General features: G+C 64.6%; 15 protein-coding genes and 1 pseudogene. 13 read left to right on the forward strand and 3 right to left on the reverse strand.

Annotated features, from left to right (window positions below; genetic code table 11):
- A partial coding sequence (locus tag ACK41X_RS05740) for a DUF4135 domain-containing protein (protein WP_409720173.1) occupies positions 1-983 on the reverse strand: 983 nt, incomplete at its 3' end.
- Positions 984-1,349: 366 nt separating this feature from the next.
- On the opposite strand from ACK41X_RS05740, the gene ACK41X_RS05745 reads away from it, so the two are divergent.
- The 13 genes and pseudogenes from ACK41X_RS05745 (at position 1,350) to ACK41X_RS05805 (ending at position 13,852) form a co-directional block, all read left to right on the forward strand.
- Entirely contained in the window at positions 1,350-1,499 is a 150-nt protein-coding gene (locus ACK41X_RS05745; RefSeq protein WP_409720175.1) for a hypothetical protein, read from the forward strand.
- 340 nt (positions 1,500-1,839) lie between these two features.
- The gene (locus ACK41X_RS05750; RefSeq protein WP_409720177.1) at positions 1,840-2,484 is read left to right on the forward strand and encodes a hypothetical protein; all 645 of its coding nucleotides are present in this window, start codon (positions 1,840-1,842) and stop codon (positions 2,482-2,484) included.
- Positions 2,481-3,107, forward strand: coding sequence for a DUF697 domain-containing protein (locus ACK41X_RS05755; protein WP_409720179.1), 627 nt, complete (start codon positions 2,481-2,483; stop codon positions 3,105-3,107). The genes ACK41X_RS05750 and ACK41X_RS05755 overlap by 4 nt, the downstream gene beginning before the upstream one ends.
- Positions 3,108-3,306: 199 nt before the next feature.
- Complete coding sequence (locus tag ACK41X_RS05760; protein ID WP_409720181.1) at positions 3,307-4,770, forward strand: aldehyde dehydrogenase; 1,464 nt, start codon at positions 3,307-3,309, stop codon at positions 4,768-4,770.
- A gap of 252 nt (positions 4,771-5,022) precedes the next feature.
- Positions 5,023-6,222, forward strand: coding sequence for an amino acid ABC transporter substrate-binding protein (locus ACK41X_RS05765; protein ID WP_409720183.1), 1,200 nt, complete (start codon positions 5,023-5,025; stop codon positions 6,220-6,222).
- Between the two features lie 67 nt (positions 6,223-6,289).
- Entirely contained in the window at positions 6,290-7,156 is an 867-nt protein-coding gene (locus tag ACK41X_RS05770) for a branched-chain amino acid ABC transporter permease (RefSeq protein ID WP_409720185.1), read from the forward strand.
- Positions 7,153-8,124: a branched-chain amino acid ABC transporter permease gene (locus tag ACK41X_RS05775; RefSeq protein WP_409720187.1), complete on the forward strand. Its 972-nt coding sequence runs from the start codon at positions 7,153-7,155 to the stop codon at positions 8,122-8,124. Before ACK41X_RS05770 ends, ACK41X_RS05775 begins: the two co-directional genes overlap by 4 nt.
- Positions 8,121-8,855, forward strand: a complete 735-nt coding sequence (locus ACK41X_RS05780; RefSeq protein WP_409720189.1) for an ABC transporter ATP-binding protein — start codon at positions 8,121-8,123, stop codon at positions 8,853-8,855. The genes ACK41X_RS05775 and ACK41X_RS05780 overlap by 4 nt, the downstream gene beginning before the upstream one ends.
- Positions 8,848-9,552 (forward strand): annotated as a pseudogene (locus ACK41X_RS05785) (ABC transporter ATP-binding protein); the annotation flags it as partial. The gene ACK41X_RS05780 and the pseudogene ACK41X_RS05785, both read left to right, overlap by 8 nt.
- An 851-nt stretch (positions 9,553-10,403) precedes the next feature.
- Positions 10,404-11,861, forward strand: a complete 1,458-nt coding sequence (locus tag ACK41X_RS05790) for an aldehyde dehydrogenase family protein (protein WP_409720191.1) — start codon at positions 10,404-10,406, stop codon at positions 11,859-11,861.
- 121 nt (positions 11,862-11,982) lie between these two features.
- A complete protein-coding gene (locus ACK41X_RS05795; protein WP_409720193.1) occupies positions 11,983-12,837 on the forward strand; it encodes an ABC transporter substrate-binding protein in 855 nt (284 codons plus the stop codon).
- 488 nt (positions 12,838-13,325) lie between these two features.
- The gene (locus ACK41X_RS05800) at positions 13,326-13,580 is read left to right on the forward strand and encodes a hypothetical protein (protein ID WP_409720195.1); all 255 of its coding nucleotides are present in this window, start codon (positions 13,326-13,328) and stop codon (positions 13,578-13,580) included.
- A gap of 131 nt (positions 13,581-13,711) precedes the next feature.
- On the forward strand, positions 13,712-13,852 hold the full coding sequence (locus ACK41X_RS05805; RefSeq protein ID WP_409720197.1) for a hypothetical protein: 141 nt from the start codon (positions 13,712-13,714) through the stop codon (positions 13,850-13,852).
- Positions 13,853-14,241: 389 nt separating this feature from the next.
- On the opposite strand, the gene ACK41X_RS05810 is transcribed toward ACK41X_RS05805, so the two are convergent.
- Together ACK41X_RS05810 and ACK41X_RS05815 are read right to left on the reverse strand one after the other, a co-directional pair.
- Positions 14,242-15,435: an amidase gene (locus tag ACK41X_RS05810; RefSeq protein WP_409720199.1), complete on the reverse strand. Its 1,194-nt coding sequence runs from the start codon at positions 15,433-15,435 to the stop codon at positions 14,242-14,244.
- Entirely contained in the window at positions 15,435-16,316 is an 882-nt protein-coding gene (locus tag ACK41X_RS05815) for a polysaccharide deacetylase family protein (RefSeq protein WP_409720200.1), read from the reverse strand. The genes ACK41X_RS05810 and ACK41X_RS05815 overlap by 1 nt, the downstream gene beginning before the upstream one ends.
- Positions 16,317-16,373 lie beyond the last annotated feature (57 nt).

Genomic DNA, 16,373 nt, shown 5'->3' on the forward strand with positions numbered 1-16,373 from the left:
AATTCGGTCCAGCCATAGCCATCGCGCGCGATGGCGCGCACCGCCCGCAAATCCACGGGCGGGCCCGCCCGATTGAGTCTGCCGACCAGACCGGACCAGGCGACATCGAGGCGCAGGTCTTTCGGCTTGTAGACGGCGCGCGCGCCGTCTTCGAAGGTGACGATGAACACCGAACGGCCGTTATTGTGACGGTCGGACAGGCTGCCCTCGATCCGCGAAACGCGGGCCGCGCCGTCGCCGTCTGCGAATTCGCGGCGCAGCATGTCGCGGTCGGCATCGAGCCGGACCGCGAATTCGCCGGCCGCTTCGATCCATTGCCGGGTGAGCGTTGCAATCAGCCGCAGCAGCACCGGCCATTGCTCGAACAGCTGCCGGAAGCCGCCGGCTTTCATGTCCGCGACGAAGCGCGCGTAGAGAGCAGCGCTTCCCGGCGTCGCCGGCTCGGAGCCGGAGGCAGCGCCGGTGCGCGCTGCCGAAAAGCGCTCATAGAGCGGGGGCGCACACAACTCGCACAACTGGTCGAGCAGCATCAGCCGGAGGCAGGCTTCGCCGTCCGGCGTGAACAGATTGCGGATCGATGCGCCGGTATCGGTCCACAGCCGCGCGGTTGCGCGGTCGACGACCGGCATCAGCAGATGCACGAAGGGGCGGTCTCCGGTGGCGAATTCACCGTTCCGGAATGGCTCGCCCAGCGCCGCCTCGATCCATATCGCGTCGTCGAGCCAGCCGGGGACGGGCGCCTGTGGCGCGACGTCAATGGCGGAAAGGCGGGACAGCACGGTTTGCGCAGACCATCCATCCCGCTCAAGCCGGCGCCGGAACAGGTCAGGGTCGCCATTTGCCGCAGCCTGACACCAGGCCGCGAGCCGCCGGTCGGCCGGTGCGGCATCGTCGGCGCGCTCCTGTCGCGCCTCGAAGGCATCCGACAGGCGCTCGTCAATGGTGGCGGCACGCTGCCTCAGCCACTGGTGGAATCGGTCCATAGGCTTCGTCTCAGGCGGCCTTTCGGCCAAAATGTTGCTCATCCCGGCAGGCGATCGATGCCGTCCGGGCGGAGCAAGATGCCCGGTGACGGCGCGATAGCAGGAGATCGGCCGGCTTTAAGGAGATAGGGATGATTTTGTGCGACCCTGGCGATTGGATACGACTCATTATCGATAACAACTCCCGCGCAAGGCAGACCGAAACTAAGGATTGATCAGGGCTGACCGTAAGGATGGTCTGCCGAGAAGCTGGGCGCTGATTGACTTTTTGGCGCACTTGGCCAATCCTGACGCCCGCCAGCAGGGGGAAATTGATCAGTTTCCTCGTTACTTTCTATGCATCTGGCGGATGAAAGGAATTACGCCATGACTCTCACCACCCTCAATCAAAAAGAAGAAGAGATCCTGAGCTTCGACGTGTCCGACGAGGCGCTGGAAAGCGCCGCAGGAACCGAGGCCTCTGCAAACTATACGCTCGGTTCGTGCACCGGCCTGTCGGTTTGCCCGGCCTGGTAATTTCCGGACCGATTTGTCTTTCGGACTGTCTGGCGCTGTTTCCGAAGAGATTCGGAGACGGCGTCATGCATTTTGGGGCCTGATTTCTTTCCCGCCTTTGCGGCGGCGGTCCGAACGCCCTGCCCATGAAGCGCCTCGCGCAACACATGGATCTCGCCCAATACAAGGGCCCCGCCCAATACAAGGGCCCCGCTCAAGAGCAGCGCGGCCGGGCCGCCCTGTTCACAAGCTACGCCCAACTTTCTGATCGATTCGCGCCGCATTCCCCGGGCGCGGCTTGCCGAAATTCGTTACCATAACGACGAATCACTGCGCGGGTCTTTGGCAAGGAGGCCGTGAGATGATCGTCACCGTGGCTACGATGAAGGGCGGCAGCGGCAAGAGCACGGTCGCAAGTTGCCTGGCGGTGTACTGGCATTTGCGCGGCCGCCGCCCGACACTCATCGATGCCGATCCGCAGCGCTCGATCATGGGACTGGCCGCACGCGAGCGCGGGCTCGGCGGTGTTGCCGTGATCGAGGATGCGAGCGAGGAAGCAACCAAGACGGCGCGGCGGCTGTCGAATGCAGGCGGCCTGGTCATCATCGACACGCCGGGCTTTCGCTCCAAAACCACCGTCGATTGCCTCGCGGTTTCGGATTTCCTGCTGGTGCCGGTCAAGCCGTCGCCCTTCGACGTCGACCGCACACTGGACACGCTTGGTTTTCTCACCGAGCGCCCGGACGGACGCCGCCCGCTGTTTCGCTGCTTGTTGACCCAGACCACGCGCGATTCGGTGATCGCCCGGCATATTCGCGCCGAACTTACCGAAGCGGGGCTGCCGGTGCTGCAGACCGAAATGCAGAATCGCGTGGCCTATCCGGAAGCCTCGCTGTGGGGGGCGACGCCCAGTCTGATCAGCTGGAAAGGGCCCGCTGCAAAAGAGATCGCCGCGATTGCCGAAGAAATCGACATGGTGCTCGGCCAGCAACAGGCCGCAGCATGACACGCAAACAGCTCCCAAAGGCGATCAAGCCGTCCGGCAGCAATCTGCGCTTCATCCCGATTGAGACCGAGGCGGAAGCGCCTGCCAGGCCCGGCAGGCCCGCGCCTGAGGCCGCCGTGGAGCCGGCGCCGTCCGTTGCCGCATCAGCTGTCGCGGCCGCGCCCAAAAGCGAGATCGACATCTGGCCGCCCTCGCCGCCGCCTGCCAACGATGCGCTTCCGGTCGCAACACTCGCTTCGCAACAGGCTGAAGCGGAGAAGCGGTTGCGGCTCGCGTTCAGGATCGTCGATCGCTACCGCATGTTTGCCGGTCTCGGCGGATTGGTGCCGATGCCCGCGGTGAATGTCGTCAGCGTGACTGCGGTCAATCTGCGCATGGTGAAGGCGCTCAGCGATCTTTATGGCGTGCCGTTCGAGCGCGACAAGACACGTGCAGTCGTGATCGGCCTTCTCGGCGGCGCAGCGCCGACCGGGCTTGCCGCCGCCACGTCCGCCACCCTGGCGTTTGCCGCGCCCGTTGCCGGTGCCGTGGGTATCGCCGTGTCGTCGGTCGCGGCCGCGACATTGACCCGCAGAATCGGGGTCTATTACGTCGCCCTGTTCGAATCCGACGCAGCCGCATAGCGCCGATCCGCTGAAATTTTGCGGGCCGGGTCGGCGCGCCCATCCGCTGCGGGCATTGGTCGGCGATCCCACCGCGCGCCTCCAAGGAGACCGTGGGCCAGGCGGTTACCGGCCGTGGCGTTGCCGATCCCTTGCCACCATCTGTGTGAGCGGCTTTAAGGGCATCCGGTTTGCGTTTCAGCCTCCGGGAGGTGGCCGAATGAACATGATGACCACGATCAAGCCTGTGCCTGCGGCGCCGCAGCGGCTGTTCATCGGCGGCCAATGGGTCGAGCCGATTTCGAAAGAGATGCTCGACGTCATCTCGCCGGTGACCGAAGAAAAAATCCTCAGCTATCCTGAGGCGGGACGTGCCGACATCGATCGCGCCGTCGCCGAAGCGCGCGATGCCTTCGACAACGGGCCCTGGCCGCGCATGGCGCCGGCCGAGCGCGCCAAATATCTGCGCAAGATCGCCGAGCTTCTGACGCAGCGGCTCGACGACATCGCCAATGCCTGGACGCTGCAGGTCGGCGCGCCGATCATGCTGACCAAGAAGCTGGTCGGCCAGAATCCGACGCTGTTCAATTATTATGCCGATCTGATCGAGCGCTATCCCTTCGTCGACGATCGCAAGCGCGACGACGGCGGCAAGGTGAAAGTGGCGAAAGAGCCGGTCGGCGTCTGTGCGGCGATCACGCCATGGAATGCGCCGCTGGTGCTGCTAAGCTACAAGGTCGCGGCGGGGCTTGCCGCCGGCTGCACCATCGTGTCGAAGCCCTCGCCGGAAACCCCGCTCGAAGCCTATATCCTGGCCGAATGCATCGAGAAGGCGGGACTGCCGGCCGGCGTGTTCAATCTTGTCCCAGCCGGGCGCGAGGGCGGCGACTATCTCGTGCATCACAGGGACATCGACAAGGTGGCCTTCACCGGCTCGACCGCGGCCGGCAAACATATTGCCGCGGTCTGCGCGCAGCGGCTCGCGCGCGTCAGCCTCGAGCTCGGCGGCAAGTCGCCGGCGGTGCTGCTGGATGACGCCGATTTCAACGCCGCGCTGCCGAGCCTGATGGTCTATACGATGCCGATCACCGGGCAGGTCTGCTTCTCGCTGACGCGCATCCTGGTGCCGGAAAAGCGCAAGCAGGAATTCCTCGATCTCTATGTCGGCGCGGTCTCGAAGATCAAGGTCGGCGATCCGTTCTCGCCGGAGACGCAGATGGGGCCGCTCACCATGGCGCGTCAGCTGGCGCGCGTGCAGGGCTATATCGCGGCGGGGCGCGCGGAAGGTGCGACCATCGCCTGCGGCGGCGGCCGTCCGAAAGGTCTCGACAAGGGCTATTTCATCGAGCCGACGGTGTTCACCGACGTGCATCCGTTCATGAAGATTGCGCAGGAGGAGATCTTCGGACCCGTCGTTTCGGTCATCGGCTATACCGACGAGGACGATGCGATCCGCAAGGCCAACAATTCCGTCTACGGGCTGGCGGCCTCGGTCTATACGACAGACGCCGAGCGTGGTTACCGGATGGCGCGGCGTTTGCGCACAGGCACGGTCACGATCAACGGCATGATCGTCGATCCGAAACAGCCGTTCGGCGGCTTCAAGCAATCCGGCGTCGGCCGCGAGGGCGGGCCGGAAGGGCTCGACAATTATCTGGAGACCAAGACCATCCAGTTTGCCTGATTGGCTGGATCAATTCCGGGAACGGCTGCCGGCTTATCGATGCAAATGCAACGATCTTAGAGGCGCGGCCTCCGGTTTCGCCAACGAAACCGGAGCCGGCAAATTGCAGCACGACGCGCGGCATTCGCGGCGTTGACGATAACGATGAACCATGCTGGACCATGATCCGGGCCGCCAATAGATTGCGGGCGGAAAACCGGTGCCAAAAACCGGCGCCAACGGCGCTCATTCAGCAACGCAGAGGAGGAATTGATGCTCAGAAAACTGACGACGATGCTGGCGGCGTCCGCCGCCGCCATATTGATGGCGGGCGGCATCGCGGCCGCTCAGGATGTCATCAAGATCGGCGCCAGCGCGCCGAAGACCGGCCCGCTCGGCGCGCCGGCCGCGGTGACGCATTGGCCCAACATCAAGCTGTGGTCGGAAGAGGTCAACAAGCGCGGCGGCCTGAAGGTCGGCGACAAGCAGATGAAGGTCGAGATCATCGAGCTCGATGACAAGACCACCGCCGACGAGGCGATCAAGAACATCACGCGGCTTGCCACCGTCGACAAGGTCGACTTCCTGGTGACACCCTATGCCACCGGCCTCAACGCCGCCACTGCGCCGCTGATCGCGAAGTTCGGCTATCCGCATATCGCGACCACGGCTGCGACCGACAATGTCGCCGAATTCGCCAAGCGCTGGCCGAATTCGGCCTGGATGCTCGGCACCTCCAGGCAGCTCGCCGAAGGCGCCGCCGAGGCGCTGAAGAAGCTGCGCGACTCCGGCGCCATCGGCAAGCGCGTTGCGCTTGTCAACGTCGCCGATGCGTTCGGTCTCGAACTCGTCCGCGCCGGCAAGCCCGCGCTGGAAAAGGCCGGCTTCGAGATCGTGTATGAAACCTCCTATCCGCTCGGCACCCAGGACGTCGCGCCGATCATCAGCGCGGCCAAGGCGGCCAATCCGGATGCCTTCGTCGCCTTCTCCTATCCGCCGGACACCTTCGCGCTGACCGACCAGGCGCGCATCCAGAAATTCGATGTCGGCGCCTTCTATGTCGGCGTCGGCACCGCCTTCCCGAGCTATATCGGCCGCTTCAAGGACGCCGCCAATGGCGTGATGGGCGTCGGCGGCATCGATCCGAATTCGCAGGCGATCGCGGATTACCGCAAGCGCCACAAGGACGTCACCGGCGTCGAGCCGGATTCCTGGGCGAGTGCGGTGACCTATGCCGGGCTTGAAATCCTCGGCCAGGCAATCGAACGGGCCGGCACCATCGACCGCGCCAAGGTGGTCGCGGAGCTGCGCAAGGCGCCGTTCAAGACCGTCATCGGCGAGGTCGATCTCAAGGACGGCATCAATCACAAGGTCTGGACCGTCGGCCAGTGGCAGGACGGCGTGTTCAATGGCGTGGCTGCCGATGGCATTCCCGGCGCGAAAGCGCCGGTCAAGAAAGAGCCCTGGAAGTAACGCTTCAAGGAGCGAAAATGTCCGGCGCAGCCGAGTGCTGCGCCGGACGATTTCTTGCGGGACCCCAATGGAGACGATCGTTACCGGCATTCTGCTCGGCGGAACCTACGCGCTGATCGCGCTCGGCCTGACGCTGCAATACGGCGTCGCCCGGATCATGAACCTCGCCAATGGCGAGACTTTCGTTGCGGCCTGTTTCATCGCCTTCTGGCTGTTCACGTCCTACGCGGTGAATCCGCTCTGGGGCATTCTGGTGATCGCCCCGCTCGCGTTCGTCGTGAACTGGGGCATCTATTCCATCCTGCTGCGGCCCCTGGTCGATCGCGCCAAGAACCAGGGCATGCTTGAGGTGGATTCCATCCTTGCGACCTTCGGGCTGCTGTTCCTGTTTCAGGGATTGATGCTGCGCGGCTTCGGCGGCGCCTATACGTCCTATACCTTCCTTGCCGATCGCTTCGACATTTTCGGCACCTATTACGGGCTGAACCGCGTGGTCGCGTTTGGCGCCGCCTGCGTGATCGCCGCGGGCCTCTATCTGTTTCTGTACAAGACGCGCTACGGCACCGCGGTGCGCGCGGTTGCGGTCAACCCGAACTCGGCCAATCTGGTCGGCATCGATGTGGCGAAGGCGGCGGCCTTGTGTTTCGCGCTCGGCGGCGCGCTGACCGCCTGCGGCGGCACGCTGCTCTCCACCTTCTATAGCTTCAACGCGTCGATGGGCGTGATTTTCACCATGAAGGCGCTGATCATCGTCATCATGGGCGGGGTCGGCGACGTGCGCGGCGCGGTGATCGCCGCCTTGATCCTCGGGATCGCGGAGACAGCGGTCGCGCGCCTGATCGATCCGGGGCTGACACTCGCCGCCACCTATGCGTTGTTCGTCCTGGTGCTGCTGTTCCGGCCGCAGGGCATTTTCGGCAGGCAACAGGCATGACGCAGCTCACTCCCAGCGAAATCCAGACGGGGGTCGCGGGCGCGGCCGCGTTTGCGCTCGCCGCCACGCTGCCGCTGTTCGATCAGGGCTATTACCTGTCGCTCGCCTTGAACATGGTGATGTATGCCGCGCTGTGCACGGCGTGGACGCTGTTTTCCGGGCCGACGCATTATGTGTCGCTGGCGACGGCCGCGTTTTTCGGGCTCGGCACCTACAGCGTCGGAATCGGCCTCGACCATCTGCCGTTCGGCGTCCTCGTGCTGATCGGCGGCGCGGTGGCGGCGGTCATGGCGGGCCTGGTCGGTGCTGCGACCCTGCGCATTTCCGGCGTTTATTTCGTGATCTTCACCTTCGGCCTTGCTGAACTGGTCCGCCAGGTCGTGTCCTACACGCAGGTCAAGGTGTCGAACAGCATGGGCCTCTATGTCTTCACCGATTTCACCGAGAAGCATATCTACTGGATGCTGCTGGCGCTGACCGCCGTGATCTTCTTCACCGGCTGGATCATCAACCGCTCGCGGCTCGGCTTTGCCATGCAGATCATCGGCAATGACGAAACCGTGGCCAAGCATTCCGGCATCGATACCGCGAAGCTGAAAATCATCCTGTTCATGATCTCCGGCGCCTTTATCGGCATGGCGGGGGCGATCCTTGCCCCGCGTTATGCCTATATCGAGCCGCCGGCGGCGTTCAATCCGATGATCTCGTTCCTTGTCGTGATCATGGCGCTGCTCGGCGGCACGCGCCGGCTGTGGGGACCGCTGGTCGGCGTCATTCCGTTCACGCTGCTGATGGACTTCGTGTCGGTGCGCTTTCCGAACGATACCTCGATCGTCATCGGCATCGCCTTTCTGGTGATCGTCTATCTGCTGCCGGACGGCATCACCGGCCGGCTCGAACAGCTTTGGACGCAGCTCAAAGGGCCGCGCGCGCCGGCCGGGCCGGTTGCTGTGGAAGAGCGCGCATGAGCACGGCGGCACTTACCGTCTCCGGTGCGCGCAAGGCCTTTGGCGGGCTGGTCGCGGTCAATGACGTGAGCTTCGAGGTTCGGGAGGGCGAACTCTTCGGCCTGATCGGACCGAACGGCTCCGGCAAGACCACGATGCTGAATCTGATTTCCGGTGCGCTGCAACCGGATGCCGGCGAGATCGTGCTGTCGGGCACGCGGATTTCCGGGCTGCCGGCGCATCAGATCGCCCGCCGCGGCGTCGCGCGCACCTTCCAGCTGGTGCGCATGCTGCCGGCCATGGATGCCGAGCATAATGTCATCGCCGGCGCGGTTTTCGGCCACCGGAGGCTTTGGGGTACGCAGGCGCGCGACGTGGCGCACGAATTGCTGGCGCTGGTCGGCCTGCGCGGCCGCGAGCATGTGCCGGTCGCCGCCATGACCTATATCGACCAGAAGCGCGTCGAGCTGGCGCGCGCGCTTGCGTCCGATCCGCGGGTGCTGCTGCTCGACGAATGGCTCGCCGGGCTCAATCCGAGCGAACTCAATATCGGCATCGAACTGATCGCGAAGCTCTCCGAGCAGGGCCGCACCATCATCATGGTCGAGCACGTCATGGACGCGATCCGCTCGCTCTGCGGACGCTGCGTCGTCATGAATACCGGCCGCAAGATCAAGGAGGGCGAGGTCGAGGAGGTGCTGGCCGACCCGGAGGTGATCGAAGCCTATCTCGGGGACGACGACGATGCTTGAGGTCAAAAATCTCAGCGTCCGCTACGGCCGCCATCAGGCGCTCGACCATGTGTCGGTCAAGGTCGACAAGGGCGAGGTCTGCGTCATCCTCGGCGCCAATGGCGCGGGCAAGTCCAGCCTTCTGAAGGCGATCGCGGGAACGGTCCGGGCCGAACCCGGCTCCGAGATCCTCATGAACGGCAAGCCGATCACCGGCATGAAGGCGCATCTGATCGTGGAGGAGGGCGTTGCCCTCGTTCCCGAAGGCCGCGGCATTTTCGGCGAATTGACGGTGGCCGAAAATCTCGAACTCGGCGCCTTCCCGAACCGTGCCCGGGCCCGCGAACGCGCGACGCTCGAGCAGATTTTCACGCTGTTTCCGCGCCTCGCCGAACGCCGCTCGCAGGTGGCGCGAACCATGTCGGGCGGCGAGCAGCAGATGGTCGCAATCGGCCGTGCATTGATGTCGCAGCCGGAAATCCTGATGCTGGACGAGCCCTCGCTTGGCCTGTCGCCGGTGCTGACCAAGGAGCTGTTCCGTTCGCTCGCCAAGATCGCCGAGACCGGTGTCGGGATTCTTCTCGTCGAACAGAATGCGCGGCAGAGTCTGAAAATCGCCGAGCGCGGCTATCTGATCGAAGTCGGGCGGATCACCGGCGAGGGCGCGGCGCAAAGCCTGATGACGGATCCGGCGGTGGTGAACGCCTATCTCGGCGGCGCGCGCCGTGACGCGAAGGCAGGTGCAATTGCGGTGCGGCTGCCCGCGCCGTTTCCCCTGCCGGTCGATCTCGCCGCGGTCGGCCGCCTGATCGGCAGTCTCGCCTCGCGCGCCGGTGCGATCCGCTCGGCATTCGTGCAGGCGCTGCGTCAATCCGCACCGCTGCCGAGCGCCTTTGCCGGCCGCTACGATCCGAAAAAGTCGGGCGATCCCTGGGCCGGAATCGCGGCGCTGCCGCAACCGGCGGTGCGCGAGAGCGTCGCCGCCGATGCGAAGCGGCTTGCCGACCACGCGGCCGAACTGGCGAAGGCGGCCTCGCTGCGCCACGCACGGCATATCCGCTCGCTGCGGGCGTCGCGCGAGAATCCGTCCGCCTTTGCCGGTGTTTACGATCCGGCGACGGCGCTGATCGAGGTCGATGCGCTCCATCCGGCAGGGCTGGCGCAGGCTGCGTCGAAACGCATGGCGGACCATATCCGGCAGCGGCGGCTCGCGGCGCCGGTGCCAAGCGCCTTCGCCCGCAAGGAGGAGCGGCGCGCTGACGAGGAACGCAAGGCCGAAGGCGACGCACTGCTCGGCCATAACAGCCGCGGCGTCGATATCGAGGCCGAGGAACAAGCGACCCCGGGCGCAACGCCGCAAGTGAGCGGCGGCATCGACATCGACGCCCTGGTATCGCGCGCGGCGCAGGTCCAGTCGCAGCATGTCGCGGCGCGCAGAAAGCGACTCACCATGGTCAGGCTCAAGCCCGGCGCGCTTCCGGGCGGCGGCGGACCGGATACCAAATAAGGCGCGCAGGGCGTAGGATCACGGCAAAGGCCCGAAACGGCAAAGCTTCAAGGAGACCCGACATGGCACGCGTATTCGAAGGCCAGTTTATCGGTGGACGCTCGTCCAGCCGCCGGATGTTCAAGGATTACAATCCCGCTGACGGCTCGGTCTGGGCGGAAGTCCCCGATTGCGGCCGCGCCGAAACCGCGGCTGCGATCGAGGCGGCGCAGGCCGCCTTCGCCGAATGGTCGGCGCTACCTTTCACCAAGCGCGCGCATTATCTCGAAAAGGCCGCGGAGATATTCGAGAAGCGCCGCATGGAGATCGTCGAGGCGTTGCAGGCGGAGGGCGGCGGCTGGTTCGGCAAGGGCATGTTCGAGACCGGCTATACGGCGGAAGTGTTCCGCGCGGCGGCGGCCTCGGTGTGGCAGGCCACCGGCGAGGTGCTTCCGTCGGAATACGGCAAGATCTCCATGGCGGTGCGCCGGCCGATGGGCGTGGTCTCGATCATCAGCCCGTGGAATTTCCCGTGCATCCTGTCCTCGCGCGGTTTCGCCTTCCCGCTCGCGGCCGGCAACACCATCGTGCTGAAGCCCTCGGAAGAGACGCCCTATTGCGGCGGGCTTCTGTTTGCCGAAGTGTTCGAGGAAGCGGGGCTGCCCAAGGGCGTGTTCAACGTCGTGACCTGTTCGCGCGACAATGTGCAGGAGGTCGGCGACGAGCTGATCGAGCATCCTTATGTGAAAGGCATCTCGTTTACCGGATCGACCGCGGTCGGCCGCCAGGTCGCGGCCAAGGCCGGCGCCCACCTGAAGAAATGCTGCGTCGAACTCGGCGGCAAGGACTCGCTGATCGTGTGCGAGGACGCCGACATGGAGCGCGCGACGCAGGCGGCGAATTTCGGCTCGTTCATGCATCAGGGCCAGATCTGCATGTCGGTCGAAAAGGTGCTGGTGCACGAGAAGATTTTCGACCATTTCCTGAAACGCTTCGTCGAGCGTGCCAAGCTTCTCAAGGTCGGCGATCCGACCAAGAACAAGGAGCACATCATAGGGCCCCTGATCAACGACAAGCAGGTCGCCAAGGTGCGCGAGCAGCTGGAAGACGCCATCGCCAAGGGCGCGAAGGTGGTGCTGGGCGGCAAGATCGAGGGCCGCTTTGTCGAGCCGACGATCCTCACCGGCGTCACGCCCGACATGAAGCTCTATCAGGACGAGACCTTCGGTCCGGTGGTGCCGGTGATCCCGTTCCGCACCGACGAGGAGGCGATCCAGATCGCCAACGATACCGAATATGGCCTCTCGGCCGGCGTGATGACCCGCGACGAGGGCCGGGGCCTTGCCATCGTCAACAAGCTCGACACCGGCAATTGCCATATCAACTGCTCGTCGGTGAATGACGAGCCGCATGTGCCGTTCGGCGGCTTCAAGGCGTCCGGCGTCGGCAAGCATGGCGGACGCTGGTCGCTGGAGACCTTCACCGAGACGCGCTGGATCACGCTCGACCGCGGCGGCCGGCCCTATCCGCCGATGTTCTGAGGCGGCCCGTCTTCGGTTGTCATTGCCCGCGAATGCGGGCAATCCAGTCATAATCGCGGAGCCGACTGGATGCCCCGCATGCGCGGGGCATGACAAGGCGAGAGTTCGACGGAGAACATGCGTGCTGAGTGTAGCGATTGGTAACTATCCGCATACGCGCCTTTTGAAGGAGCGGCTCGCGTCATCGAAGGATTTCACCTTCGTCGAGGTGTCGCCGATCACCAAGGCATTCGCGCAGATGGTGCGGCAGGGGACGTACGACATCTCCGAAATGGCGCTGGTCACCTTCCTGCAGGCCAAGGCTTACGGAAAGCCGCTGGTGCTGATCCCGGCCGCGGTCGCGGCGCGTTCGCAGGAGATCAGTCTGATCAAGCTCGCCAGGAATGACAGCATCAAGGGGCCGGCCGACCTGAAGGGCAAGCGGATCGGCGTGCGCGCCTATAGCCAGACGACGGGTGCATGGGTGCGCGGTATCCTGACGGAGAATTTCGGTATTGCGCCGGAACAGATTCGCTGGACCACGTTCGAGGATCCGCATGTCGCGGAATATTCCGATCCGCCATTCGCGACGCGGGCGAAGCCGGGCAGCGCGCTGCTCGACATGCTGCGCGGGGGCGAGCTCGACGCGATCATCGTTGGCAACGACAAGCCCAGCGACGCCGATCTCGCCGATGTCTATCCGGATGCGGAAGGTGCGGGCCGCGAATTTTCGCGCAAGCACGGCTTCGTTCCGGTGAACCATGTCATCGTTGCGAAGCAATCCCTCATCGACACGCGGCGCGATGCCTTGATGGCGTTCTGGGACGCGGTCAAGGCCGCCTGGAAGGACACCCCGTCGGCCAAGGATCTGCCGATCGGCCGCGCCGCGATCGCGCCGAGCGTCAGGCTCGCGCTCGACTATATTTCCGCACAGAGCATGCTGCCGCGGCCGATGACCGAGGCCGATGTCTGGGCGGGCTTGCCGGACGGCTTCTGAGGGGCGCGCCGCCGCCATCGGTCTGCCGGGCACAAAGCCTTCCGGCGATGGCCAGGCCATGCTGGAATTGAATGCCAGCTCGCCATCTGGCGACGAGCGCGCCCTTGGGCAAATGCGTTCATTGGAAACGGTCAAGACGTCGGCCGCTCAAGATACCGATTTATCTCGCGTGCAAGATGATCATCCCTCGGAAGGACCGGTCCTGGAAAAACAACTGCATTATTTTACGCGATGCAGAGAGATTTCATTCTCCCGCCTCTGTTGAGCGCGAAACTGCCGTCAATTGTTCATGCGACTTTCGTCGCGCGAACGCATCTAGGCGACGAAGTCTGTGCATGTTTTATTCCCGGCGCTCACGCGCATGTCACGCACACAGCCGTTTGCGTTCACGCCGCCTTGATTGGCGTGGAAGCAATCAACGCTTAGCTCCCGTCCCACTGCCGCGAATGCTTCGATGAGGTTCGCGGCCGATTGGAAGGAGACTGAGCATGTCCATCGTCAAGTCCGCCGTTCTTGCCGCAGCGCTGGTCGGCATCGCAGCAACGGCCAACGCGCAGAGCCGCGAAGACCTGAATTCCGGCTATCACGGCAACAGCCCGATCTACAGCTCGCCCTATGGCCCGCGAGACGAGATCGAACAGCGTGCGCGCGACGCGTTCGGGCAACAGGGCGTCTACGTTCCCCGTCGCGGCGCCGTGCAGTCCGTCCAGGCGCGCGTGCGCACCGACAACGGCGCGCGCTGACCGGGCAGCGTTCACGGCACCTTGATGCGCTGCCGGTGTAACGGCGCACTGTGATGGTGCGAATGACACGAAGAGAGGTCCGCGGCACCGTTTCGATGCGGGCCCCGCAACGATCACGAAGGAGCTTGAAGATGACTATTCTGAAGAAGGCCGTGCTGGCGGCATCCGTTGTCGCCGTCATCGGGGTTTCGGTTGCACATGCATCGAGCCGCGCCGAACTCGACAGCGGCTATCATGGCAACACTCCGGCCCAGACTCGCAGCAACCGGTAACCGAACGCGATGAAACCAGCGCCGGCGGGGTCGTCCCGCCGGTGTTGTTTGCTAAACCACCAAAAGCAAGGCGAGCCCCGACGAAGCCGCGTCACACGAACAGCGACATGACGGCTGCGGTTCGTCCGGCCTCGAACGCGCTGCCAAGCAAATAGGCGAACGCCAGCAATGCAAGAAAGCTCAAGAAGAACAGCGCGAACAGCACCATCGCGATCGCCGTGCAAAGGTCGAGATTCCGCTGAGGCCGATGGCGCCCGCGATCAGCGAAATAATCAGGAAGAAGATGGCCCATTTGAACATGAGAGTGTCGCGCTCCGAACAGCCTGTTCAGAACGCAATGCCGCACATTCGGTTCCAGAGCGGAACCTCGTGACATGGCGCTGCTGGCGTCAGGCCGCCATGCCGCAATAGCGCGAGAGCCGGATCGCAAGATCGAGCAGCGCCTCGTCGCCGCCCGCCCAGCCGATAAACGACAGTCCGGCCGGACATCCCTCGATCGTGCCGATGGGCAGCGAGACTTGCGGCAGGCCGGACAGCCCCGCGATGCAGGTCATGCGCATGGCGCGGGTGCGGAACGATTCATGTTCGGCATGGGGCGCATCGGCGCGTGGCGCAATGGCCGGCGATGTCGGCAGCACCAGCAGCGTGCCGGGCTGCGCGATCGCGCGGATGCGGTCGCGGGCACGCTCCTGCATCACCCGCGCCTTGGCCGCCATCTCGGCGGTGACTGTTGCGGCGGCGGCAAAGCGTTCGGCAACACCCGGACCGAATTGCGGCTTGGTGCGCGTGACGAAGTCGCCGTAGACCGACCAGATTTCGCGCGACTGGATGATCCGGAACGCCTCGCGCCAGGTGTCGAGTCCATCCGGTGCGATCCGCTGATGCGACGGCGCGGGCAGTTCGGTGGCCATTGCAGCCAGTGCGTCCTTCATCAGCGCGGCGACGGCGGAATCGGCTTCGGCAAAGGCATCGTCGAGCACCACGAGCCGGGCGATGTCTGCCGCCGTCGAGGCGCCGCCAAGCAGCACCGGTCCGACTTTCCGGAAGACCCCGGGCACATTCGAAAACCAGCCCACCGCATCGAAGGAATGCGCCATGCCCATGGCGCCTGCGAGATCGACGCGGCCATGCGTGGTGCGGATGCCATAAAGCCCGCAGAACGAGGCCGGAATGCGCACCGAGCCACCGGTATCGCTGCCGATCGCAAAATCGCAGGCATCCGATGCCGCAGCCGAGGCGGAGCCGCTCGACGAGCCGCCGGGAAGGCGGCCGGGCGCTCGCGGATTGACCGGCGTGCCGTAATGCGCATTCACGCCGGCGATGGAATAGAAGAATTCGTCGCACACCGTCTTGCCGGTGATGGTGGCGCCGGCATCGAGCAGCTTCTGCACCACGGCCGCATTCGTGGTCGCGGGCTTCTGCGCCGCCAGCCAGTCTGGATTGCCGCCGCCGGTGCGCTCACCGGCAATGTCGAACATGTCCTTGATGACGACGGAGAGCCCGGCGAGTGCGCCGTCGCCGGCTCCTGCGATCGGTGCTTTCAGGTCATGAGGCACGAAGGCCGAGCGGATGCGGGAGGGCATTACGAGGCTTTCTGCTGGCCGAGATACCAGTCGAGAATCTGCTCGCCGGTCCAGGACACGACGCCGGGCTTGGCGAGAATGTCCACGAAGGCGCGCTCGACATGGCCGATGCGGTGCGGCACCCCGGACAGATAGGGATGGCAGGCCATCGCCATGATCTTTGGCCGCTCTGCCGATTCTTCATAGAGGATGTCGAACTGATCCATCGCCCGGTCGTAGAACATCGGCGAGGGATGATATTGCGCGGTGAACAGCACGATATCGTGGATTTCGAAGTTGTAGGGCAGGGCGACCACCGGCTTGTGCGTGGTCTTCAGCGTCACCGGCTCGTCGTCCAGCACCCAGTCGCCGATATATTCGACGCCGGCCTCGCTCAGATAATCGAGCGTATCGAAGGTCTGGGTCAGACCGGGACCGAACCAGCCGCGCGGCCGCTTGCCGGAAAATTTCTCGATCACGTCCATCGCCTTCATGATGGTCGTGCGCTGGTCGTCGAGCTTGTGCATCGGGATCTGCTCGTAGCCATGCGCGTTCAGCTCCCAGCCGGCAGTCATGCAGGCCTCGACGACCTGCGGATAGCTTTCGCAAACCCGGGCGTTCAGCGTCACCGTCGGCCTGGCGCCGACCCGCTCCAGCATCTTCTTCATGCGCCAGAAGCCGACCCGCATGCCGTATTCATGCCAGCTCCAGTTCGGGTGGTCGGGCAGGAGCGGCTGCAATTGCGGCGGCACGATCACCATGCGCGCCATGGCGCGGGAAATATCCCAGTCCTCCAGCGCCAGCACCGGCCAGATCACCATGCGCACGCCGTCGGGGAATTGCAGTTTCGGCCGGGTTTCAATGGGTGAAAACGCGATCCGTTCACGCGGCTGCATGGGCATCGATCCTCCTTCTAATCGTTTGTCCGTTCGCCCCCGCGAAAGCGCGTACGCAAAGCC

Source organism: Pseudorhodoplanes sp. (assembly GCF_046289595.1).
Taxonomy (GTDB): domain Bacteria; phylum Pseudomonadota; class Alphaproteobacteria; order Rhizobiales; family Xanthobacteraceae; genus Pseudorhodoplanes.